Below are 22,440 nucleotides of genomic sequence, written 5' to 3'. Positions count from 1 at the left end.
ATTAGCTGCACCCTTCCCACTGCCGGGCGGGTCAGGGACTTTCACCCGTTAGAACGTGTGCCCGCCGGGCACACAAATCCAAAAAAGGCAGATCCCTCTAGGGATCCGCCCTTTCATTCTTACATTCTATGATTCTATTCCTACAGGTTGTCTGCCGGGAAAAGAATGCCGTCCAGTGTCGTCAGATCATCCTGGTTGATGGAGTACACATTGTCGTTCAGCTCCACGTGAATCTCCACTGTCTGAGCCTCCCCGTAGGTGGGCTCTGCCACCCGCTGCACCAAAATGTCGTACATCTTCTGGAACACCATCTCGTTGATTTCCTCATCGCTCGGCATCTGAGAGATGTCTGTGATGTTTGCCATCTCTGCCTGCACTGCGTTCATCACCTCGTCCTGAAGGCCGTCAAACGCGGTGAAGGGCTCTGCGCTCACCTCTACCACAAATCCATCATTCTCTCCCTCTGTCGCGTCGCCCACTTCATATTTCGCCTGGGCCAGCATGTCCTTAAAGAGCTGGCGGTAGTTTGCAGACAGCTCATCGGACAGCCCTGCGTCCGTAAAGCCTCCCATGGACATGATATTATCCAGGTTGTCATCGAAAAGCTGCTGCGCCTCCTCCTCCGTGGAATCGGTCTGCTCTGTGTACTCCGAAAAATCCGCCTTATAGCTGGCATCCAGAACGGACTGCACATAGGTCTTGGCGTCATCCGTCGTCATGCCTCCGCAGGCAGTGAGAGCCAGCATCATCACGGCAACGAGCATCATTGAAAGAATCCGTTTTTTGATCTTCATATTCATTTCCTCCTCTTATCCAGTAGACTCTTTATAAACAGTTTACACTATGGGGAGGGAATTGTCTATCTATTTCAGTAACTTTTTACCAATTTCAAAACAGTCAAAGGTCGCAAAATAATCCTTTGGCGTCTCGGCCCGACGGATAAGCTGCGTGGTACCGTCCTCTCTGAGGAGAACCTCCGCTGACCGGAGCTTTCCGTTGTAGTTGTAGCCCATGGAAAAACCGTGGGCCCCGGCGTCGTGGATCACCAGCAGATCCCCGATGTCGATCTTCGGCAGATGACGGTCAATGGCGAACTTGTCGTTATTTTCGCACAGAGAGCCGGTCACATCGTAGACGTGGTCACAGGGCTCATTCTCTTTCCCCATCACGGTGATGTGGTGGTAGGCGCCGTATATGGCCGGGCGCATCAGGTTGGCCGCGCAGGCGTCCACGCCGATATATTCCTTGTAGGTGTGCTTTTCGTGGATCGCTCTTGTCACAAGACAGCCGTAGGGTCCCAGCATAAATCTGCCCAGCTCTGTGTACAGGGCCACGTCCCCCATGCCCGCCGGCACAAGAACCTCCTCGTACACCTTCCGCACGCCCTCGCCGATGACGCGGATGTCGTTGGGCTCCTGATCCGGCTTGTAGGGGATGCCGATGCCGCCGGACAGGTTGATGAACTTGATGTGGACTCCCGTCTCCTGGTGCAGTCGCACTGCCAGGTCAAAGAGCACCTTTGCCAGCATCGGATAGTACTCGTTCGTCACTGTGTTGCTGGCCAGGAAGGCGTGGATGCCGAACTCCTTTGCCCCCTTCTCCTTCAAAATCTTGAAGGCCTCAAAGATCTGCTCTGTCGTCATACCGTACTTGGCGTCTCCCGGGTTGTCCATGATATCGTTGCTGATCTTGAAGATCCCGCCCGGATTGTAGCGGCAGCTGATAGTCTCCGGAATGTGGCCAATGGCCTTCTCCAGGAATTCAATGTGGGTGATGTCGTCCAGATTGATGATGGCCCCCAGCTTGTCCGCAAGCTGAAAATCCTCCGCCGGCGTGTCGTTGGAGGAGAACATGATATCCTCCCCGGACACACCCATGGCGTCCGACAGCATCAGCTCCGTGTAGGAGGAGCAGTCGCAGCCGCAGCCGTAGTCCCGGAGGATCTGAATGAGGAAGGGATTGGGAGTGGCCTTCACGGCAAAATACTCCTTGTACCCTTTATTCCAGGCAAAAGCCTCCTTGAGAGCCTTTGCGTTTTCCCGGATCCCCTTCTCGTCATAGAGATGGAAGGGAGTCGGATACTCTTTTACGATCTCCTCCAGCTGTTCTTTTGTCACAAATGGTTTCTTTGTCATCACTTTTCTCCTTTCCTGTATTTCAAAAGTTCAATCTCATTTGCCAGCGCCCGCTTGTAGAGCTCCACAAAATTTCTCTGTCCGGAGTAGAGACAGGTGTTCGTGCTGTCCGGCCCCAGTTCCCCGGTGAGAGCCGACCTGGAATCCACGATGACGCCGATCTGGTTTCCTCCCTGCATATCCGGATAGACCTTTACCTGCTCTCCCGCCAAAGGGAACTCTCTGTCTGTGAGAAGGACGGTCTTCCTCCCCGACGCAGCCAGAGCCTCAAGCTCCTTCTCAAAGAGAGGCAGCTGCTCACAGGCGCACACCACATAGGCTCTCTCCCGGGGAGTGGAGAGAAGGTGCTTTACTTTATCCACGATATTGTGCTCGCCCTCGATGGTGATATAGCCCTCCTCCGCCGTCCTCCTCTCGGGGGCATTCCTCCGGAGCCACTCCTCTGTCTCCTGCAGCTTCCGGATCCTGTTACTGCAGAATTCTTCTACATCCACAGCCACGTATTTCCGTGTATGGCCCTCCTCCATCATGCGGGCTCCTCCCTTGTCCGCCAGGGACGCCAGCCCTCCGTAGGCGTTGGACCTGGAAATCCCTGTCAGCTTGGCCGCCTCATAGCCGCTGCACTTTCCCTCGTCCAGCAGGCAATAGTACAAGGTGGCCTCCTGACGCGTGAGCCCGAATTCCATCAGTCGATCTGTGTAGGCCCCATGCTCCATAAATCCGCCTCTTTCCCGACACTTCTCTGTCACTTTAGTAGTTCTTTACAGAAACACTATAGTACGTCCGGGGCCTCTTGTCAATCCTTTTCTGTTCCGGCGCAGAAGCTGTTTCGGAATCTGGCACATCCGGCGCAAAAGGCGGGGACAGGAAAGGCTTTTTTGCGGAATAGAAAAAGCCCGGCGGCAGAACCTTTTTGTCTGCCTTCCGGGCTTCTTTTGTATTTTCCTTTTTTCAGCCGCTGCGGCTCTACTCGATGACAGCGATGCGCATCATATTGCTGGCCCCCTCACGGCCCTTGTTCGCATTGCGAGAAGGCAGCCCCGCGGTCAGCACGACCACGTCCCCTGTCTCTGCCAGCTGCTTTGCACACACAAGCTCGATGGCGCTGGAGCAGATGTCCTCGGTGGAGTTGAACTGGATGGATTTCATGGGATACACACCCCAGTAGATCTGCATCCTGCGCAGCGTCCTCTCATCCGGTGTCACACCGATGATGGGGGTCTTCGGTTTAAATTTGGACACCACTCTGGCGGTAGCTCCCGACACGGATGGTGTAATGATGCATTTCGCGCCCAGATTGTAGGCTGTTGTGACGGAGGCATGTCCGATAGCTGTGGATATGCCCTTCATCCGGTGCTCCTCCGCCTTCTTGAGCAGCGTGTCGTAGTCCAGATGCTCCTCTGTGTTGCACACAATGTGCACCATCATCTGAAGCGCCTCCACCGGGTACTTGCCCTGGGCTGTCTCACCGGAGAGCATGACCGCGTCTGTCCCGTCGTAAACGGCGTTGGCAACGTCTGTGACCTCAGCTCTCGTGGGACGGGGATTGCGGATCATGGAGTCCAGCATCTGGGTGGCTGTGATGACCGGCTTGTAGTAGTAATTGCACTTCTGGATAATCATTTTCTGAAGGTAGGGAACCTCCTCCGCCGGGATCTCCACACCCAGGTCGCCTCTGGCCACCATGATGCCGTCCGCGCAGCGGATGATCTCATCGATATTTTTAATTCCCTCCGCATTCTCAATCTTTGCGATGATCGGGATGTAGGGAGCATTGCACTCCTTCAGGAAGGCGCGGATCTCCACGATGCACTCCGCGTTGCGGACAAAGGAAGCGGCGATAAAGTCGATCCCCTGCTCCACGCCAAAGCGCAGGTCCTCCCGATCCTTCTCTGTGATGGCCGGCAGGCGCACCGGAACGTTGGGCACATTCACGCCCTTGCGCTCCCCCAGCTCACCGCCGTTTTCAATCCTACAGACAATGTCCTTCTCTGACTTTGAAGTTACCTTCAGCTCGATCAGGCCGTCGTCAATGAGGATCGTGCTCCCCACAGACACATCGTCCACAAGGCCCGGGTATGAGATGGATACCCCCTTCTCATCTCCGGCCGTCACCTCTGTAGTCAGAGTGAACTTATCTCCTGTCTGGAGCTGCACCTTCTTCCCGTCCTTCAGAAGGCCGGTGCGGATCTCCGGTCCCTTTGTATCAAGAAGAATGGCAACAGGCTTATTCTCCTCCTCCCGGATCTTCTTGAGCATGTCCATTCTCATCTTCTGCTCCTGGTGATCCCCGTGGGAGAAGTTGAACCTGGCAATATCCATTCCACTTTTCACAAGCGCCCTCATAAGGCTCTCATCATTTGTATTAGGTCCCATGGTACAAATGATCTTTGTTTTTTTCATACGCATTTCTCTTTTTTCCTCCACTTCTTTACTCCTTTTTACTCATGACTCAGATATACATTCGATATACATTCTATAAGATCGGGCTTTGCGCCCTGAAAACGTCCCGGCTGTCCTTCCAGCCTTCTCTTTATCTGTATTTTCCCGCTGTTTCCATCTGCTATTTTACGTGGATATGGGAAAAGAGGTGATCCTGACAGTACTCATAGTTCCCGTTGCACTTGGAGCAGTACCGGAACTCCAAAGAGGGGTCGTCCAGCTCCGTCCTGCCGCACACAGCGCAGCGGTGCCGGGCGCCGTTCGCATAGTGGTGCTCCGGGCGCATCCTCTGCTGGAACTGCCTTTTCCTCCTCTGCTGCTTCGGTGAAAACCGCCGCATATTCCTGGAGCCCAGGAAGAAGATGACAAAATTGAGGATGGATACAGCAGCCGCGATGGCGTTTGACTGGTAGACAAAGCCAAACACGCTCCCCCCGTAGGCAGGCAGAAAGGCCTGTGCAATGGTATACAGGAAATAGAGGCCGTCCAGCCATCCAAGCCACTTCGCCTTCACCGGGATCATGAAAAACAGATAGAACTGCATCTCCGGATAAATGGCCGCAAAGGCCAGGAAAAGTGACATATTCAGATACCATGTACCAAGCGGAAAGGACACGCCGGTTATAAAGTATGCCGCAAAGGCGGCGATCACATGGAAAAGCATCCCCGCAAAGAAATACAGGTTAAAACGGAACGCGCCCCAGGTGTTTTCCAGCTCTCTGCCCAGCATATAATAGAGATAGAGGGCAAAAATCATAAAGATGTAGTTGGTCTGGGGCGGCTGTATGATAAAGGTCACGATCCGCCAGATCTGTCCGTGCAGGATGGCATTTACATCCAGACAGAGATACTGATAATAGAAGGAAGGGGCAAAAAGCTGAACAACCAGTCCCACAACATATAGTATAATAATGTAATACATCAGATTATGAATGGCATATCTGCCAAATCTGCGCTCCAGTTTATCCAGCCAGCTCATAGAAAAAATACCTGCCTCCTGTCATTGTAAAAAAAGTAAATACTGTAGTTCATTCTACCGTTTCACTATGCTTTTGTCAATTATACCACCTAAGTTTTACGGTATTTTAATATTTCTATAACATTTGTTAATTGTCTTTTAGACTATTTTGTCGTATAATGTTACAGGCTGAAAAGCCGTTTTACTTTTTAATAGGAAAGAACCCACATATTTCCAGGCGGGAGGTTCCCTCCCCATAGATCTTAAAATTGCAGATTAAGGAGTACATAATATGAGTCAACAGGAATTATTTACTTTGGGAATTGACATCGGTTCCACGACCGTGAAGATCGCTGTTCTGGATGATCAGAACGATGTCGTATTCTCCGACTACGAGAGACACTATGCCAACATTCAGGAGACTCTATCCGACCTTCTCGGGAGAGCCATCTACAAGCTGGGCTCTATCCGTGTGTCCCCTGTCATCACAGGATCCGGCGGCCTGACCCTGGCCAAGCACCTGGGTGTTCCCTTTGTCCAGGAGGTGGTGGCTGTTTCCACAGCCCTGCAGGACTACGCGCCCCAGACAGACGTGGCCATCGAGCTGGGCGGCGAGGACGCCAAGATCATCTATTTCGAGGGAGGCAGCATCGAGCAGCGCATGAACGGCGTATGCGCCGGCGGCACAGGCTCCTTCATCGACCAGATGGCCTCTCTTCTTCAGACAGATGCCTCCGGCCTCAATGAGTACGCGAAAAACTACAAGGCCCTCTACTCTATCGCAGCCCGCTGCGGCGTGTTTGCCAAGTCTGACATCCAGCCTCTGATCAACGACGGCGCCTCCAAGGAGGATCTGGCCGCCTCCATCTTCCAGGCTGTGGTCAACCAGACCATCAGTGGGCTGGCCTGCGGAAAGCCCATCCGGGGACACGTGGCTTTTCTGGGCGGCCCCTTACATTTCCTGGACCAGCTCCGGGCAGCCTTTGTGCGCACCCTGAACCTGGACGACGAGCACACCATCGCCCCCAATCACTCCCACCTCTTTGCGGCCATCGGATCTGCCCTGAACTCCACAAAGGAGCCCGTGGTACCCATCCGGGAGCTGCAGGAGCGTCTGGCCAGAAGGATCCAGATGGAGTTCGAGGTGGAGAGAATGGAGCCTCTCTTTGCCTCCGAGGCGGAGTACAATGAATTCATCTCCCGCCACGCCAAGCACCAGGTTCCCGTAAAGGATCTGGCCACCTACAGAGGAAAGGCCTTCCTGGGCATTGACGCGGGATCCACCACCACAAAGGCGGCCCTTGTGGGGGAGGACGGCACGCTCCTCTACTCCTTCTACCACAACAACGAGGGAGATCCCTTAGGGACCACCATCTCCGCCATCAAGGACATCTACAGCCAGCTTCCGGAGGGTGTAGAGATCGTCCACTCCTGCTCCACCGGCTACGGGGAGGCCCTCATCAAGGCGGCCCTCATGCTGGACGAGGGGGAAGTGGAGACAGTGGCCCACTACTACGCCGCCTCCTTCTTTGAGCCGGATGTGGACTGCATCCTGGACATCGGCGGCCAGGATATGAAATGCATCAAGATCAAGAACCAGACCGTGGACAGCGTGCAGCTCAACGAGGCCTGCTCCTCAGGCTGCGGTTCCTTCATCGAGACCTTTGCGAAATCCCTCAACTACACAGTGGAGGATTTTGCCCAGGAGGCTCTCTTTGCCCACAACCCCATCGATCTGGGAACCCGCTGTACTGTGTTCATGAACTCCAAGGTCAAGCAGGCCCAAAAGGAGGGCGCGGAGGTCTCCGACATCTCCGCCGGCCTGGCCTACTCTGTCATAAAGAACGCTCTTTTCAAGGTGATCAAGGTGTCCGATGCCTCTGAGCTTGGAAAGCACATTGTGGTGCAGGGAGGAACCTTCTACAACAACGCCGTGCTCCGCAGCTTTGAGAAGATCGCGAACTGCGAGGCCATCCGCCCCGACATCGCCGGCATCATGGGCGCCTTCGGCGCTGCCCTGATCGCAAGGGAACGGTATGTGGACTGCGAGGGCACTACCATGCTCTCCATCGAGGACATCGAGAGCCTGGAGTACCGCACTACCATGACCAAGTGCAAGGGCTGTACAAACAACTGCCGTCTGACGATCAACCACTTCAGCGGCGGCAGAAAATTTGTCACAGGTAACCGCTGCGAGAAGGGTCTGGGAAAGGAGAAGACAAAGAACAATCTTCCCAACCTGTTCGAGTACAAGAGCCAGCGCTATTTCGGGTACATCCCTCTCGCCGAGGAGGACGCAAAGAGGGGCGTCATCGGTATCCCCAGGGTGCTGAACATGTACGACAACTATCCCTTCTGGTTCACATTTTTCACAGCTCTTGGCTTCCGGGTGGTGCTCTCACCGGCCTCCACAAGGAAGATCTACGAGCTTGGAATTGAGTCCATCCCCAGCGAGTCCGAGTGCTATCCGGCCAAGCTGGCCCACGGCCACGTGCAGTGGCTGATAAACCAGGGCGTACAGCACATCTTCTACCCCTCCGTCCCCTACGAGCGGAACGAGTTTGAAGAGGCCAACAACCACTACAACTGCCCCATCGTCACCTCCTACCCGGAGAACATCAAGAACAACATGGATCCCATCGTGAACGGGGAGGTGGACTTTATCCACCCCTTCCTCTCCTTCGCAAGCGAGGAGACACTGTCCTCCCGCCTCATCGAGGAGCTGGGCGAAAAGTTCTCCATCACGTCATCGGAGATCAAGGAGGCGGTCCACAAGGCCTGGATCGAGCTGGAGGAGTGCCGGAACGACATGCGCAAAAAGGGCGAGGAGACAGTGGCTTTCCTGGACAAGACAGGAAACCGGGGCATTGTCCTGGCCGGTCGCCCCTACCACATTGACCCGGAGGTCAACCACGGCATACCGGAGCTTATCAATTCCTACAACATCGCGGTCCTGACAGAGGACTCTGTCTCCCACCTGCACCAGGTGGAGCGCCCCTTAAATGTCATGGATCAGTGGATGTACCACTCCCGCCTCTACGCGGCGGCAAACTTTGTGAAGACAAAGGATAACCTGGATCTCATCCAGCTCAATTCTTTCGGCTGCGGTCTGGACGCGGTCACCACAGACCAGGTGGCTGATATCCTGACCGGATCTGACAAGATCTACACATCCCTGAAGATCGACGAGGTCAACAACCTGGGAGCCGCAAGGATCCGTATCCGCTCTCTCCTGGCGGCCATCCGCGTGCGGGAGCAGAGAAACCAGAAGAGGGAGATCCACTCCTCCGCCATCACAAAGGTGCCCTTTACAAAGGAGATGCGAAAGGACTACACCATCCTCTGTCCCCAGATGTCTCCTATCCACTTCGAGCTGCTGGAGCCCGCATTCAACGCCTCCGGCTACCACGTGGAGGTGCTGCCAAACGACAACAAGCAGGCCGTGGACGTGGGACTCAAGTATGTTAATAACGACGCCTGCTATCCCTCTCTGATGGTAGTGGGACAGATCATGGAGGCCATCCTGTCCGGCAAATACGATACGGACAAGATCGCCGTTATCATCAGCCAGACCGGCGGCGGCTGCCGGGCCTCCAACTACATCGGCTTCATCCGCCGGGCCCTGAAGAAAGCGGGCTATGAGCACATCCCCGTGATCTCCATCAACTTAAGCGGTCTGGAGGGCAACCCGGGCTTTAAGATCACGCCCATGCTGGCGCTGCGGGGCATTTACGCCGCCGTGTTCGGCGATATCTTCATGAAGTGCGTGTACCGGCTGCGGCCCTACGAGGCTGTACCGGGCTCCGTGGAGGCCATGCACCGGAAATGGGTGAAGGTGTGCTCCGACTTTGTATCCCAGGGCTATCCTTCCAGGCGGAAATTCAAGAAGCTCTGCCGGGATATTATCCAGGATTTCGACAACAACATCGAGCTGCTGGATGTGAAGAAGCCCCGCGTCGGCGTGGTGGGCGAGATCCTCGTCAAGTTCCTGCCGGCAGCCAACAACCATCTGGTAGATCTGCTGGAGAGCGAGGGAGCGGAGGCCGTTGTGCCGGATCTCCTTGATTTCCTCCTCTACTGCTTCTACAACCAGAACTTCAAGGTGGAGAAGCTGGGCTTTGCCAAGTCAAAGGCCATTGTGGCAAACCTGGGCATCAAGGCTCTGGAGTGGTTCCGCTCTCCGGCCAGCAAGGCCTTTAAGGAGAGCAAGCACTTCGATCCGCCGGCTGACATTCACGACCTGGGCCGGATGGCTTCGGAGATCGTGTCGCTCGGCAACCAGACCGGCGAGGGCTGGTTCCTGACCGGCGAGATGCTGGAGCTGATCCACAGCGGTGCCACCAACATCGTCTGCACGCAGCCATTTGCCTGCCTTCCCAACCACGTAGTTGGGAAGGGCGTCATCAAGGAGCTGCGCCGCAGATATCCTCTGGCGAACATCGTGGCCATCGACTACGACCCGGGTGCCAGCGAAGTCAACCAGCTGAACCGCATCAAGCTGATGCTCTCCACTGCCAACAAAAATCTGGAGAAGGCAGAGGGAGAAGAGGAAGAAATCGCTGGATAAAAAAATAGAAACACAAAAAATACAGATGAATAACAAAATCCCCGGCAGAGCTTTCTGCCGGGGATTTTCACTTTCTTTATTGTTGTCATGCTGTTCTCTATTTTACGATCAGAGACTTTCCTGTCATCTCTTTTGGCTGTTCCATTCCCATCAGCTCGATCAGTGTGGGAGCGATATCTGCCAGGCAGCCGCCCTCTCTCAGCTTGTAGGAGGGATCTGCGTTGACAAGGATGAAAGGAACCTGATTGGTAGTGTGAGCTGTGAAGGGCTCTCCTGTCTCCTCGTCGATGAGCTGCTCCGCATTTCCGTGATCCGCGCAGATGAACATCTGGCCGTCCACCTCTTTGATGGCATCCACGGCCCTGCCCACGCACTCGTCCACAGCCTCGATGGCCTTGATGGCAGCCGCCTCAACACCTGTGTGGCCCACCATATCCGGGTTGGCAAAGTTGATGATGATGACATCGTATTTGCCGGACTTGATGGCCTCCACCAGCTTGTCGCACACCTCGTAGGCGCTCATCTCCGGCTTCAGGTCATAGGTGGCCACCTTCGGGGATTTCACAAGGATGCGGTCCTCGCCCTCGTTTGGCTCCTCCACGCCGCCGTTAAAGAAGAAGGTCACGTGAGCGTACTTCTCTGTCTCGGCGATGCGGGCCTGCTTCAGTCCGTTGGCAGCCAGGAACTCTCCAAAGGTGTTGGTGATCTCCTCCTTCACAAAGGCCACCAGCTTGTTCTGGATCGTCACATCATAGTCGGTGAAGCACACGAATGTGGTCTTTACGCGCTCTCCTCTGTCAAATCCTGTGAACTCGTCATCGCAGAAGGTCCTTGTGATCTCCCTTGCGCGGTCCGGGCGGAAGTTGAAGAAGATAATGGAGTCGCCGTCCTTTACTGTGGCTGTGGGAGCTCCGTTCTTCACGATGACAGTGGGCAGAACGAACTCGTCTGTGGTCTCCTTGTCATAGGATGTCTGGATGCCCTCGGGCCCGGATACAGCCTGCTCGCCCTCACCGTACACGAGGGCTCTATATGCCTTCTCCACACGGTCCCAGCGGTTGTCCCTGTCCATAGCATAGTAGCGTCCCATGACAGTGGCTACCTCTCCAACGCCGATCTCCTTCATCTTTGCCTCCAGCTCTTCCACGTAGCCCTTTCCAGACTCCGGCGGCGTGTCACGGCCGTCCAGGAAGCAGTGTACGTACACCTTCTCAATGCCCTGACGCTTTGCCAGCTCCAGAAGTCCGTAGATGTGAGTGTTGTGGCTGTGCACGCCTCCGTCGGACACAAGGCCCATCAGGTGGAGCGCGGAGCCATTTTTCTTCACATTCTCGCAGGCGCAAAGAAGCGCCTTGTTCTCAAAGAAATCGCCGTCCTGGATGGCCTTTGTGATCTTTGTCAGATCCTGGTAAACGATGCGGCCGGCTCCCATATTCAGATGCCCTACCTCAGAGTTTCCCATCTGTCCCTCGGGAAGTCCGACGGCCATACCGCTGGCATTTCCCTTCACAAAGGGGCACTCAGCCATCAGCTTGTCCATGACAGGAGTCTTTCCCTCTGCCACCGCGTTTCCTTCCACTTTATCTCTCAGGCCATAGCCGTCTAAAATCATAAGCACTGTTGGTCTCTTACTCATTTTCAATCTCCCTACTTTCCTCTTGTTTTAGTTTATCATTTCTGATCCTGACGCCGGATGCCTTCCATCCAGCGGTATGCCAGCTCCGTCCAGCACTGGCACTCCTCCTGGACTCCGCTGCCGTCAGGCCTTCTGGAGAGCTCGTCCGCCGCTCCCAGCCCGTGTATCCCCTCCTGGAAAATGTGGAGCTCCGTTCTCACCCCGAAGCGGTGAAGGGCCCCGGCCATCAGAAGAGAATTCTCCACCGGCACGGTGGCGTCCGCAAAGGTGTGCCACAGGAAACAGGGCGGCATATGCTCTGTCACCCTCTCCTCCAGGGAAAGGCTGTCCTTCTTCTCCTCACAGGCTTCCCCAAGAAGAGCCCGGAAGCTCCCCTGGTGGGCCACCCCCTCTTTTGAGGAGATGACGGGGTAACAGAGAAGAAGACCGGCAGGTCTTAAGAGCTCCGCCTTTACATGGAGCTGCTCCGCCAGAAAGGGCTCCTGCCACATGACGCCCAGACAGCCGGCCAGATGCCCTCCCGCCGAGCAGCCCTGGACAAAGATCTGCTTCTCGTCCACCTTCCAGTTTTCCGCGTTTTCATGGATCAGAGACATGGTCCTTCCAAGCTCCAGAAGCGCTGCCGGGAACACAGCCGGGGCCGTGGAGTACCGCAGGATCGCCACATGGTATCCCTTCCCCAGGAAATACATGGCAATGGGCTCCCCCTCCCGGAAGCTGGTCCTCTCATATCCCCCGCCTGGACAGAGGATCACAAGGGGCCTTTTCTGTATGAAGAGCTTTTCTCCCGGCGTATCCAGGATGTAGAACACCACATGGGCGTCCGGAAGGGAACCCTCCTCCTTCAGTTTTACAGTTTCCAGTATCATATCCAGCCTCCTTAGCTCTTCCGAAAGCTGCCCAGGGGCTGCTTTCTTTTGCATGTATAGAACCAAAATCCCGCAGGGCCTGGTATTTCAAGTCCCCTGCGGGTCAACCTCATGTTTTATTTGTAGTTTACGATCTTGCCGAAGTCAGCTTTCAGAGAAGCGCCGCCCACAAGTCCGCCGTCGATGTCAGCCTGGGCAAACAGCTCTGCCGCGTTGCCGGCGTTGACAGATCCGCCGTACTGGATACGGATGGCCTCTGCTGTGGCCTCGTCGTAGATCTCAGCGATGCATGCCCGGATGCCTGCACACACTTCCTCTGCCTGCTCTGTTGTGGCTGTCTTGCCTGTTCCGATCGCCCAGATAGGCTCGTAGGCGATGACTGCTGTCTTTGCCTGGTCAGCTGTCACGTTCTGGAAGCCAACCTTTACCTGCTGGCGGATGAAGTCCATGGTCACGCCCTGCTCTCTCTGCTCCAGAGTCTCGCCGCAGCACATGATCGGTGTGATGCCGTGCTCAAATGCCTTCAGCACCTTCTTGTTTACATCTTCGTTTGTCTCGCCGAAGTAATCTCTTCTCTCGGAATGTCCGAGAACAACGTATTTCACGCCTGCGTCTGTGAGCATGGCCGGGGAGATCTCGCCTGTGTAGGCTCCGCTCTCTTCAAAGTACATGTTCTCAGCGCCAACCTGGATGTTTGTTCCCTTGCAAGCCTCTACAACCGGAATAATGTCGATAGCCGGCACGCAGAAGACAACGTCCGCGTCCTCTGTGGCTACCAGTGGCTTCAGCTCCTCTACCAGAGCAACAGCCTCGCTGGGAGTCTTGTTCATTTTCCAGTTACCTGCAATAATTTTTCTTCTTGCCATTGTTATTTTCACTCTTTTCTTTATTTCTTTTAAATTGATAGCGGGTGGGATGTTCACCTTACTAAACTCGGATTGCGCCCCTGTGGGGCTTGTCCTCGCTAAGTGCAGTGAACTAAGTGCGCACTAGAATTCGCCCGGCGTCCTTCGGACTTGGGCTCATTAAGGGGGGTGGGATGTTCACCTTACTAAGCTCGGACTTCGCCCCTGCGGGGCTTGTCCTCGCTAAGTGCGGTGAACTAAGTGCGCACTAGAATTCGCCCGGCGTCCTTCGGACTTGGGCTCATTAAGTGCTTACTTATCGTTAGCAGCGGCTACGCCTGGGAGCTCTTTGCCCTCCAGGAACTCGAGGGAAGCGCCGCCGCCTGTGGAGATGTGTGTCATCTTGTCGCCGTAGCCGAGCTGGTTTACAGCCGCTGCGGAGTCGCCGCCGCCGATGATGGTCACTGCATCTGTCTCAGCAAGCGCCTTTGCCACTGCTTCTGTGCCGTGTGCAAAGTTAGGCATCTCAAAGCATCCCATAGGTCCGTTCCAGACAACTGTCTTTGCATCCTTCACAGCGTCAGCAAAGATCTTCTCTGTCTCCGGTCCGATGTCCATGCCTTCCCATCCGTCCGGGATCTCCCCTGTGGGCACAATCCTGATGTTGGCATCGTTGGAGAACTCATCTCCGATCCTGTTGTCTACGGGAAGAAGCAGCTTCACGCCCTTCTCCTTGGCCTTCTTCAGCATGTTGGAAGCATAGTCAAGGTAATCATCCTCGCAGAGGGATGTACCGATCTTTCCTCCCTGGGATTTTGCGAATGTGTAGGCCATGCCACCGCCGATGATCAATGTGTCCACCTTGTCAAGCAGGTTCTCGATCACGGAGATCTTGCTGGAAACCTTTGCTCCTCCAAGGATGGCTACGAAAGGTCTTGTCGGGTTGTTGACCGCATTGCCGAGGAAATCGATCTCTTTCTGCATCAGATATCCAACAACCGCTGTGTCCACATATTTTGTCACGCCCACGTTGGAGCAGTGCGCTCTGTGAGCTGTTCCAAAGGCATCGTTTACAAATACGTCGCAAAGGGAAGCCAGGTCCTTGGAGAAGGCGTCCTCGTTCTTTGTCTCCTCCGCTCTGTAACGCGTATTCTCGAGGAGGATCACATCTCCGTCCTTCATAGCCTCCACAGCGGCTCTTGCGTTAGGGCCTACCACCTCGGGATCGGCGGCGAATTTCACTTCCTGTCCGAGCAGCTCGGAAAGGCGCTTCGCAACAGGCGCTAAAGAGAGTTCCGGCACGGGTTTTCCCTTTGGCTTTCCAAGATGAGAGCAGAGGATTACCTTTCCCCCGTCAGCGATCAGCTTCTTGATGGTGGGAAGAGCCGCAACAAGACGGTTCTCATCTGTGATCTTTCCGTCAATGAGAGGTACGTTGAAATCGCATCTCACAAGGACTCTTTTTCCTTTTACATTGATATCGTCTACTGATTTTTTGTTAAGCATGCTACTGCCTCCTTATGAACCTTATAAATGTTGGTCACGCTCATGCCAGGCGGGCCTTCTCCCTCCCGGCAGGGCATCTCATAAAAAAGGGTCCGGTCCACTGAAGACCGGACCCTTTCGTGAGTCTGAATTATGCTAATTCTGCGAAGTATTTGATTGTTCTTACCATCTGGCTTGTGTATGAGTTCTCATTGTCATACCAGGAAACAACCTGAACCTCTGTTGTTCCGTTGTCAAGCGGCAGAACCATTGTCTGTGTTGCATCGAACAGAGAACCATATCTCATTCCTACGATATCGCTGGATACGATCTCATCTGTGTTGTATCCGAAGGACTCGTTGGAAGCAGCCTTCATTGCAGCGTTGATCTGATCAACTGTCACATTGCCCTCAACAACTGCTGTCAGGATTGTTGTGGATCCTGTCGGAGTCGGAACACGCTGTGCGGAACCGATCAGCTTGCCGTTCAGCTCAGGGATAACAAGGCCGATAGCCTTAGCAGCTCCTGTGCTGTTGGGAACGATGTTGCATGCAGCGGCACGTGATCTTCTCAGATCGCCTTTTCTCTGCGGTCCGTCCAGTGTCATCTGATCGCCTGTGTAAGCGTGGATTGTGCACATGATACCGGATTTGATCGGTGCGCAGTCGTTCAGAGCCTTTGCCATAGGTGCAAGGCAGTTTGTTGTACAGGAAGCGGCAGAGATAACTGTATCCTCCGGCTTCAGTGTCTCATGGTTAACGTTATATACGATAGTCGGCAGATCGTTTCCTGCTGGTGCGGAAATAACAACCTTTCTAGCGCCTGCTTTGATGTGAGCAGAAGCTTTCTCTTTGGATGTATAGAAGCCTGTACACTCCAGGACAACATCTACGCCGATCTCGCCCCAGGGAAGCTCCTCTGCGTTAGCCTTTGCATAGATTTTGATTTCCTTTCCATCTACGATGATGGAATCCTCTGTAGCCTCTACCTTATCAGCCAGAGCGTATTTGCCCTGAGAAGAATCGTATTTTAACAGGTGAGCTAACATTTTCGGGCTTGTCAGGTCGTTGATGGCAACTACCTCATATCCCTCAGCTCCAAACATCTGTCTGAAAGCAAGACGTCCGATACGTCCAAATCCGTTGATTGCTACTTTTACTGCCATGATTACATTCCTCCTAAAGTCTATTTACTGTTTCACAGCTCTTGTCGTCCTTCAACTTTGTTAAAGAACTCTCAACCACTACCAATTGTACTAAATCTCATACAAAAATTCAAGAGCATTTTCCAATTTTATGTAAGGAGTTTGAAAACAGGCTTTCTCCCCTTAAATTCAGTGTAATACCGAAAACCGCAGGACTTTAAAATGTCATCCGCCTTTTCAAAATCCCAGGCAATGTGTTCCGGTCTGTGTCCGTCGGCCCCCACGGTGATGATCTCGCCTCCCAGCTCCCGGTAGCGCCGCAGGATGTCCGGATGGGGATGGGCAAAGGGAAGGCCGTACTTGAGCCCGGCCATGTTCAGTTCAATGCCCTTTCCCCGCTCGATGACCGCCCGCAGAATGGCGTCGATCTCGTCGGCGTATTTCTGGTAAGAGTAGTCCGCCGCGCCGTTCTTCCCGTAGCGCACCACGTAGTCGATGTGGCCCAGCACGTCAAAGTCCGGCGTATTTTTTATATCCTCCAGCATTTCCCGGAAGGCGCTTCTGTACACCTCCTCATCGGTGCGTCCCTCAAACACAGTCCCCAGCGCCGGGTCGTCCCCGTCCACCACATGGAGGGAGCCAATAACAAAATCAAAGGGATATTTCCTGGTAAACTCTGTAAAAAATCCGCCCAGATGAGGCTGCATGCCCAGCTCCACACCGATACGGATGTCGATCCTTCCTCTGTACTCCTCCTGAAGCGGACGCAGGGTTCGGAAATAGTCGTCCGCGTCAAAGATGCTCTCGTCCCCCCAGCCCATGTAGTCCTTGTCGTAGTGATCGGTAAAACAGATGACCTCCAGGCCCTTGGCGATGGCCCCCTCGATCATCTCCCTTGGCTCCGCCTCTGAGTCGTGGGAAAAGGATGTGTGCATGTGTACGTCTGCCCTCATTATCTTACCCTTCTTTCCTTCTTATTTTGCCTGTTATCCCCGCCCCAGGCCAGGCCGGGCTAGGGCCTGCTGCCTGTGATAGTCCCTCCTCCGAGGACGTACTCCCCGTCGTAGAGAACCACCGCCTGTCCCGGCGTGATGGCCCGCACAGGCTCGTCAAAGGTGCACAGGATCTGGTCGTCGCCTGTCTTCTCCACCTGGCACCAGGCTCCCCTGTGATTGTACCGGATCTTGGCGAAAAGCCGCCTGGGCTCCGGCAGGTCGGGAACGGACATAAAGTTGATGTGATCCGCCGTCACGTACCTGGACATGGACTCCTCGCCCGTGCCCACCACCACCTCGTTGGTGTCGGGGCGGATCTCCAGCACAAAGACCGGGCGTCCAAGAGCCAGTCCCAGCCCTTTCCTCTGCCCCACAGTATAGTGTATGATGCCTTTGTGCCTCCCTACCACTGTCCCGTCCGAGAGAACAAAATTCCCCTCCGGGAACTTGTGACAGACGGTTCTCTCGATAAAGGAGGCGTAGTCCCCGTCAGGCACAAAGCAGATATCCTGGCTGTCCGGCTTGGACGCCACGGGAAGCTGCAGATTAAGGGCCATCTGCCGGATCTCCTCCTTCGCGTAGGCCCCCACCGGCATCAGCGTCCTCGCAAGCTGCTCCTGGGTGAGATTGTAGAGGGCGTAGGTCTGATCCTTCCTGGCTGTGGCGGAGGTCCGAAGGGACCAACGGCCCCCCGGCAGCTGCTCCACCCGGGCATAGTGTCCGGTGGCAATATAGTCCGCCCCGATATCCAGGCTCCTCTTTAAGAGGGACTCCCACTTCACGTACCGGTTGCACGCAATACAGGGGTTGGGGGTCCTGCCGCAAACGTACTCGCCCACAAAATAGTCGATGACGCTGCGCCGGAACTGATCCTTAAAATTCATCACATAGTAAGGGATCTCAAGTCTTGCGGCCACCCTCCTGGCATCGTCCACGGCGCTTAAGCCGCAGCAGCCCCCGTTCTCCTCCTGGACTGCCTCCTCCTCGTCCTGCCAGATCTGCATGGTCACGCCGATCACGTCATATCCCTGTTCTTTTAAAAGCCAGGCCGCCACGGAGGAGTCCACTCCCCCGGACATGCCGACCACAACCTTCTTCTCCATTGTCTTTATCCTTCCGGATCAATACTCCTCTTCTTCCTCTTCCTCGCCCTCGTGGATGTCAGACTTGGGCTTTTCCAGTCCCTCGATCTTGATGCCGTTCTTCTGGGCGTAATCCCAGAGAGCCGCGTGGATGGCCTCCTCTGCCAGAAGCGAGCAGTGTACCTTCACCGGCGGAAGTCCGTCCAGGGCCTCCATCACCGCCTTGTTGGTGACCTCCATGGCCTCCTTTATGTTCTTGCCCTTCACCAGCTCTGTGGCCATGCTGCTGGTGGCCACCGCGGCACCGCAGCCAAAGGTCTTGAACTTCACGTCCCGGATGATCTGGTTCTCGTCAATGTCCAGATAAATCCTCATGATGTCCCCGCACTTTGCGTTTCCCACTGTTCCCACGCCGCTGGCGTTCTCTATCTCTCCCATATTCCTGGGATGCTGAAAATGATCCATTACCTTTTCTGTGTACATGTTTATTCCTCCTTAATATGCCGCCCCGCCGGGCGGCTGTTCTTCTGTTTTTACAGGCTGTTCTTCTTTACAAAATCCTCGTAGAGAGGAGACATCTCCCGCAGCCGGGCCACGATCTCCTTCAGGCTGTCCACCACGTAGTCGATATCCTCCCTTGTGGTCTCCTCGCCAAGCGTCAGGCGCAGGGAGCCGTGAGCGATCTCATGGGGCAGGCCGATGGCCAGCAGCACGTGGGAGGGATCCAGGGAGCCTGATGTGCAGGCCGAGCCGCTGGAAGCGCAGATGCCCTTCATGTCCAGCATGATGAGAAGGGACTCTCCCTCAATAAACTCAAAGCTGAAGTTGGCGTTGTTGGGCAGTCTGTCCACCGGGTCTCCGTTGAGACGGCAATAGGGAATTTCCTCCAGCACCCGACCGATAAGGTAGTCCCGAAGCTCGATCTCCTTTGCGGACCTCTCCGCCATGGTGGCAACGGCTCTCTCCACCGCCTTGCCAAGGCCGATGATGCCGGGTACATTCTCTGTTCCTGCCCGGCGCTTTCTCTCCTGTGCGCCGCCGTGAATAAAGGAGCGGATCTTCACGCCCTTGCGGATGTAGAGGAAGCCGATCCCCTTCGGCCCGTTCAGCTTGTGGCCGCTGGCGCTGAGCATGTCAATGCCAAGCTCGTCCACGTCGATGGGCACCTGCCCGAAGGCCTGCACCGCGTCTGTGTGGAAAAGGACTCCGTGCTCATGGGCGATCCGGCCGATCTCTTTGATAGGCTCGATGGTGCCGATCTCATTGTTAGCGAACATGACGGAGATGAGGATGGTGTCCGGACGGATGGCCGCCTCCACCTCCTCCGGCCTCACAAGGCCGTTCTCATCCACGTCCAGATAGGTCACCTCAAAGCCTCTCCCCTCCAGGTACTCCCCTGTGTGAAGGATGGCATGGTGCTCGATCTTTGTGGTAATGATGTGTTTTCCCTTTGAGGCGTAGGCCTCGGCTGTTGCCTTCAGGGCCCAGTTGTCGCTCTCCGTGCCGCCCGCTGTAAAATAGATCTCATTGGTCTTTGCTCCCAGCGCCCGGGCGATAATCTCCCTCTGCTCTGTCACCGCGTCCTTGTTCTTTGAAGCAAAGCTGTAGACGCTGGACGGGTTTCCGTAGTTTTCGCTGAAATAGGGGAGCATGGCCTCCACTACCTCAGGGGCTGTCTTTGTTGTCGCCGCGTTATCCAGATAAATCAGTCTGTCCATCTTATATCCTCCTGCCTTGTATTTCATTTTGTTTTTTGTTCTCTTTTTCCAGGTCTATCTCCGGCTGCAGGCCTTTTCTTTCTCCTCTTCCTCAGGCCGCAGCTGTCTGCTCTTTTCCGCCAGGGTATCCAGCATGATCCCGTTGACCGTGTCGTTGATGCTGTCGTTGATCTTCTTCCACACGTACTTGGTGACACAGCTGTCCGCTGCCTGGCAGCCCTCATCCGGGTGGTAGGCCGCGCACTCGGCGGGCTCCAGCTTTCCCTCCAGGGCCCTGAGCACATCCCCCACGGAGATCTGTCCGGCCGGACGGGCCAGCACGTATCCCCCCGCGGCTCCCCGGATGCTCTTTACGAGACCGGCTTTTTTCAGGAGAGCCATGAGCTGCTCCAGATATCCCTCGGAGATGTCCTCCCGGGAGGAGATGCTGCTGATGGAGACCGGTTCGCTCTCACTGAACCTGGCCAGATCCACAATAGCCCGCAGGCCGTACCTCCCTTTTGTGGATAGCTTCATTGTCCTCACCCTCCTTTTTAATTCCTAGTATTTTACTTGGAATTCCTGTTAGTAGGATAGCACCGGCCTGTCCGTCTGTCAAGCACCTTTCCTCATTTTTTGCATCCGGACGTCCGCATATACTCCCATTTTTCTGAATATGCTGTAATAAAAATGTTCCGGAGTCTGCCATGATACAGAAAAATACGATCATAAAGGGGGCCTTTGTCCTGACCCTGGCCGGAGTCGTCACCCGCCTGATGGGCTTTTTTTACCGGATCTTTTTAAGCCGCGCCTTCGGAGAGGAGAGCGTGGGCCTCTACCAGCTGGCCTTCCCAATCTACGCCCTCTGTTTCTCCTTCTGCGCCGCCGGCATAGAGACAGCCATCGCCCGCAGCACCGCCGCCAGCCGCTCCCTGAAGGATCCGGGCCGCACAAAGGCCGCTCTGTACAGCGGCTTCACCCTGTCCCTCCTCCTTGCCTTTGCCCTCATGCTCTTCATCCAGAAGGAGGCGGACTACCTCTCCTGCCGCTTTCTGGGTGAGCCCCGGTGCGCCCCTCTCCTTGTAATTCTCTCCCTGGCCCTCCCCTTCTCGGTGATGCACAGCTGCATCTACGGCTACTATATCGGCCAGAAGCGCACAAAGCTCCCCGCCCTGTCCCAGCTCCTTGAACAGACCGTGCGGGTGGGGGCTGTGGTCTTTCTGTACTGGTTTTTCATGGACCGCTCCGTCCACACCGGGATCGCCCTGGCAGCCGCCGGCATCGTGGCCGGGGAGGCGGCCGCCGCCCTGTACTGCCTGGGAAATCTGCGCAAAGCCGGGGACATGGCCTCCCCGGGGCGCCTGCCCCTTTGGGCATACAAAAAGGGACTGGGGGAGATCCTCTCCCTGGCAGTCCCTCTCACCGGCAGCCGTGTGCTCCTCAATATCCTGCAGAGCGTGGAGGCCGTCTCCATCCCTGTAAAGCTTCAGGCCTTCGGCCTTAGCGCCGGGGAGTCCTTAAGCACCTACGGCGTCCTGACGGGCATGGCCCTCCCCTGCGTCCTCTTTCCCTCCGCCATGACAAACTCCATCGCCACTATGCTGCTGCCCACAGTGGCGGAGATCCAGGTCACCGGGGATGTCCCGGCTATGAAGAGAGTCATAAAGAAGGTCTTCTTCTGCTGCTTTTCCCTGGGGCTCCTCTTCTGCCTGGCCCTTGTAGTGACGGGAAATTTCATAGGCAGGCTCCTCTTTCACAGCGCCGCCGCGGGACACTTCATCATCACCCTGGCCTGGATGTGCCCCTTTCTCTACACAAACGGGTGCCTCCTTGGCATCCTGAACGGCCTGGGGAAAACCAATATTTCCTTTGCCGTAAATGTGACGGGGCTCCTCCTTCGCATCGGCAGTGTGTTCCTCCTCATTCCCCTCTTCGGCATCCAGGGGTATCTGTGGGGGCTGCTGGCCAGCCAGGCCGCTGTCTTCGCCCTCTGCCTGGCCTACCTGCGCTTTTTCTTCTTCACGCTGTAGCCAAAGCTGCCCCGCTTCTTTCCAAGCTCCATATACTCCCCGTGGGAGTAGGCCACAAGACCTGCGTCATTGAGATGAAACCGTCCGGCCTCGTCCATGTAGGCTGTGTCCGCCTGCACAGCCTCCACCCGGGCCAGGAACATGTGGTGGCTCCCCAGCTCCTTCACCTCCGTCACCCGGCACTCGATGTTGACAGGGGACTCCTCTATGACCGGGGCAAAGGCAAGCTTAGCGGCCTTTCCCGGCGTCAGGTGCATCTCCTTCCATTTATCCACGTCCCTGCCGGATCTGACGCCGCACCAGTCCGCCGCCCGGAGCAGCTTTTCTGTGGTCAGGTTGATGACAAATTCTCCGCTCCTACGGATGATGTCATAGCTGTACCTCTGGGGCCGGACAGAGATGTAGACCATGGCAGGGTTGGTGCAGACCGTTCCCGTCCAGGCCACAGTGATGATATTGGTCCTTCCCTCCTGGTCCCCGCAGCTTGCCATCACTGCGGGCAGGGGATAGAGCATATTGCCCGGTTTCCATATCTCTTTTGCCATACCTCTCTCC

At 55.5% G+C, this 22,440-nt stretch carries 18 protein-coding genes; 2 read left to right on the top strand and 16 right to left on the bottom strand.

All coding sequences use genetic code 11. From position 1 onward, the window contains the following. Positions 1-140 precede the first annotated feature (140 nt). From FGQ86_RS13395 to FGQ86_RS13375, 5 genes are all read right to left on the bottom strand, one after another. Complete coding sequence (locus tag FGQ86_RS13395) at positions 141-794, bottom strand: hypothetical protein (protein ID WP_207742319.1); 654 nt, start codon at positions 792-794, stop codon at positions 141-143. A 69-nt stretch (positions 795-863) separates the two neighbouring features. Beyond that, on the bottom strand, positions 864-2,135 hold the full coding sequence (locus FGQ86_RS13390; RefSeq protein ID WP_138304610.1) for a diaminopimelate decarboxylase: 1,272 nt from the start codon (positions 2,133-2,135) through the stop codon (positions 864-866). Further along, positions 2,135-2,851, bottom strand: a complete 717-nt coding sequence (locus FGQ86_RS13385) for a TrmB family transcriptional regulator (protein ID WP_138304608.1) — start codon at positions 2,849-2,851, stop codon at positions 2,135-2,137. The genes FGQ86_RS13390 and FGQ86_RS13385 overlap by 1 nt, the downstream gene beginning before the upstream one ends. 250 nt (positions 2,852-3,101) lie before the next feature. Beyond that, a complete protein-coding gene (gene pyk, locus FGQ86_RS13380) occupies positions 3,102-4,538 on the bottom strand; it encodes a pyruvate kinase (RefSeq protein ID WP_033124591.1) in 1,437 nt (478 codons plus the stop codon). Positions 4,539-4,698: 160 nt separating this feature from the next. Further along, positions 4,699-5,556 (bottom strand): hypothetical protein, encoded by an 858-nt coding sequence (locus FGQ86_RS13375; protein WP_138304606.1) that lies wholly within the window; start codon positions 5,554-5,556, stop codon positions 4,699-4,701. A gap of 271 nt (positions 5,557-5,827) precedes the next feature. Between FGQ86_RS13375 and FGQ86_RS13370 the strand changes: the two genes are divergently transcribed. Beyond that, the gene (locus tag FGQ86_RS13370) at positions 5,828-10,102 is read left to right on the top strand and encodes a 2-hydroxyacyl-CoA dehydratase (protein ID WP_138304604.1); all 4,275 of its coding nucleotides are present in this window, start codon (positions 5,828-5,830) and stop codon (positions 10,100-10,102) included. Positions 10,103-10,199: 97 nt separating this feature from the next. Here the strand turns inward: FGQ86_RS13370 and gpmI are convergent, their stop codons facing one another. The 10 genes from gpmI to FGQ86_RS13320 form a co-directional block, all read right to left on the bottom strand. Then, a complete protein-coding gene (gene gpmI, locus FGQ86_RS13365; protein WP_138304602.1) occupies positions 10,200-11,738 on the bottom strand; it encodes a 2,3-bisphosphoglycerate-independent phosphoglycerate mutase in 1,539 nt (512 codons plus the stop codon). A gap of 35 nt (positions 11,739-11,773) precedes the next feature. Continuing rightward, entirely contained in the window at positions 11,774-12,607 is an 834-nt protein-coding gene (locus FGQ86_RS13360; protein WP_138304600.1) for an alpha/beta hydrolase, read from the bottom strand. A gap of 116 nt (positions 12,608-12,723) precedes the next feature. Further along, a complete protein-coding gene (gene tpiA / locus FGQ86_RS13355) occupies positions 12,724-13,473 on the bottom strand; it encodes a triose-phosphate isomerase (protein ID WP_033124586.1) in 750 nt (249 codons plus the stop codon). 291 nt (positions 13,474-13,764) lie between these two features. Continuing rightward, on the bottom strand, positions 13,765-14,958 hold the full coding sequence (locus FGQ86_RS13350) for a phosphoglycerate kinase (protein ID WP_033124585.1): 1,194 nt from the start codon (positions 14,956-14,958) through the stop codon (positions 13,765-13,767). 130 nt (positions 14,959-15,088) lie between these two features. Further along, the gene (gene gap, locus FGQ86_RS13345; RefSeq protein ID WP_033124584.1) at positions 15,089-16,102 is read right to left on the bottom strand and encodes a type I glyceraldehyde-3-phosphate dehydrogenase; all 1,014 of its coding nucleotides are present in this window, start codon (positions 16,100-16,102) and stop codon (positions 15,089-15,091) included. A gap of 128 nt (positions 16,103-16,230) precedes the next feature. Further along, entirely contained in the window at positions 16,231-17,034 is an 804-nt protein-coding gene (locus FGQ86_RS13340; protein WP_033124583.1) for a histidinol-phosphatase HisJ family protein, read from the bottom strand. Positions 17,035-17,093: 59 nt separating this feature from the next. Further along, a complete protein-coding gene (gene mnmA, locus FGQ86_RS13335) occupies positions 17,094-18,179 on the bottom strand; it encodes a tRNA 2-thiouridine(34) synthase MnmA (protein ID WP_138304598.1) in 1,086 nt (361 codons plus the stop codon). Between the two features lie 18 nt (positions 18,180-18,197). Further along, positions 18,198-18,641, bottom strand: a complete 444-nt coding sequence (gene nifU / locus FGQ86_RS13330; RefSeq protein WP_033124581.1) for a Fe-S cluster assembly scaffold protein NifU — start codon at positions 18,639-18,641, stop codon at positions 18,198-18,200. A gap of 50 nt (positions 18,642-18,691) precedes the next feature. Further along, positions 18,692-19,876, bottom strand: a complete 1,185-nt coding sequence (gene nifS / locus FGQ86_RS13325; protein ID WP_138304596.1) for a cysteine desulfurase NifS — start codon at positions 19,874-19,876, stop codon at positions 18,692-18,694. 54 nt (positions 19,877-19,930) lie between these two features. Beyond that, positions 19,931-20,392: an Rrf2 family transcriptional regulator gene (locus FGQ86_RS13320; protein WP_138304594.1), complete on the bottom strand. Its 462-nt coding sequence runs from the start codon at positions 20,390-20,392 to the stop codon at positions 19,931-19,933. Positions 20,393-20,562: 170 nt separating this feature from the next. On the opposite strand from FGQ86_RS13320, the gene FGQ86_RS13315 reads away from it, so the two are divergent. Then, positions 20,563-21,885 carry a polysaccharide biosynthesis protein gene (locus FGQ86_RS13315; RefSeq protein ID WP_138304592.1) on the top strand — a complete coding sequence of 441 codons (1,323 nt, stop codon included), beginning with the start codon at positions 20,563-20,565 and terminating at the stop codon, positions 21,883-21,885. Here the strand turns inward: FGQ86_RS13315 and FGQ86_RS13310 are convergent. Continuing rightward, positions 21,855-22,430 (bottom strand): flavin reductase family protein, encoded by a 576-nt coding sequence (locus FGQ86_RS13310; RefSeq protein WP_033124578.1) that lies wholly within the window; start codon positions 22,428-22,430, stop codon positions 21,855-21,857. The genes FGQ86_RS13315 and FGQ86_RS13310 overlap by 31 nt on opposite strands. Between the last annotated feature and the right edge of the window lie 10 nt (positions 22,431-22,440).

Origin of the sequence: Clostridium sp. BSD2780061688st1 H5, assembly GCF_005845155.1 — a bacterium.
GTDB classification, from domain to species: Bacteria; Bacillota; Clostridia; order Lachnospirales; family Lachnospiraceae; genus Claveliimonas; species Claveliimonas intestinigallinarum.
This window is presented reverse-complemented; position numbering and strand designations above follow the sequence as displayed.

Excerpts from the sequence above, each read along its gene's own strand:
- FGQ86_RS13395 (WP_207742319.1), bottom strand. The coding sequence starts at position 794 with ATGAAGATCAAAAAACGGATTCTTTCAATGATGCTCGTTGCCGTGATG.
- FGQ86_RS13390 (WP_138304610.1), bottom strand. The coding sequence starts at position 2,135 with ATGACAAAGAAACCATTTGTGACAAAAGAACAGCTGGAGGAGATCGTA.
- FGQ86_RS13385 (WP_138304608.1), bottom strand. The coding sequence starts at position 2,851 with ATGGAGCATGGGGCCTACACAGATCGACTGATGGAATTCGGGCTCACG.
- pyk (WP_033124591.1), bottom strand. The coding sequence starts at position 4,538 with ATGAAAAAAACAAAGATCATTTGTACCATGGGACCTAATACAAATGAT.
- FGQ86_RS13375 (WP_138304606.1), bottom strand. The coding sequence starts at position 5,556 with ATGAGCTGGCTGGATAAACTGGAGCGCAGATTTGGCAGATATGCCATT.
- FGQ86_RS13370 (WP_138304604.1), top strand. The coding sequence starts at position 5,828 with ATGAGTCAACAGGAATTATTTACTTTGGGAATTGACATCGGTTCCACG.
- gpmI (WP_138304602.1), bottom strand. The coding sequence starts at position 11,738 with ATGAGTAAGAGACCAACAGTGCTTATGATTTTAGACGGCTATGGCCTG.
- FGQ86_RS13360 (WP_138304600.1), bottom strand. The coding sequence starts at position 12,607 with ATGATACTGGAAACTGTAAAACTGAAGGAGGAGGGTTCCCTTCCGGAC.
- tpiA (WP_033124586.1), bottom strand. The coding sequence starts at position 13,473 with ATGGCAAGAAGAAAAATTATTGCAGGTAACTGGAAAATGAACAAGACT.
- FGQ86_RS13350 (WP_033124585.1), bottom strand. The coding sequence starts at position 14,958 with ATGCTTAACAAAAAATCAGTAGACGATATCAATGTAAAAGGAAAAAGA.
- gap (WP_033124584.1), bottom strand. The coding sequence starts at position 16,102 with ATGGCAGTAAAAGTAGCAATCAACGGATTTGGACGTATCGGACGTCTT.
- FGQ86_RS13340 (WP_033124583.1), bottom strand. The coding sequence starts at position 17,034 with ATGAGGGCAGACGTACACATGCACACATCCTTTTCCCACGACTCAGAG.
- mnmA (WP_138304598.1), bottom strand. The coding sequence starts at position 18,179 with ATGGAGAAGAAGGTTGTGGTCGGCATGTCCGGGGGAGTGGACTCCTCC.
- nifU (WP_033124581.1), bottom strand. The coding sequence starts at position 18,641 with ATGTACACAGAAAAGGTAATGGATCATTTTCAGCATCCCAGGAATATG.
- nifS (WP_138304596.1), bottom strand. The coding sequence starts at position 19,876 with ATGGACAGACTGATTTATCTGGATAACGCGGCGACAACAAAGACAGCC.
- FGQ86_RS13320 (WP_138304594.1), bottom strand. The coding sequence starts at position 20,392 with ATGAAGCTATCCACAAAAGGGAGGTACGGCCTGCGGGCTATTGTGGAT.
- FGQ86_RS13315 (WP_138304592.1), top strand. The coding sequence starts at position 20,563 with ATGATACAGAAAAATACGATCATAAAGGGGGCCTTTGTCCTGACCCTG.
- FGQ86_RS13310 (WP_033124578.1), bottom strand. The coding sequence starts at position 22,430 with ATGGCAAAAGAGATATGGAAACCGGGCAATATGCTCTATCCCCTGCCC.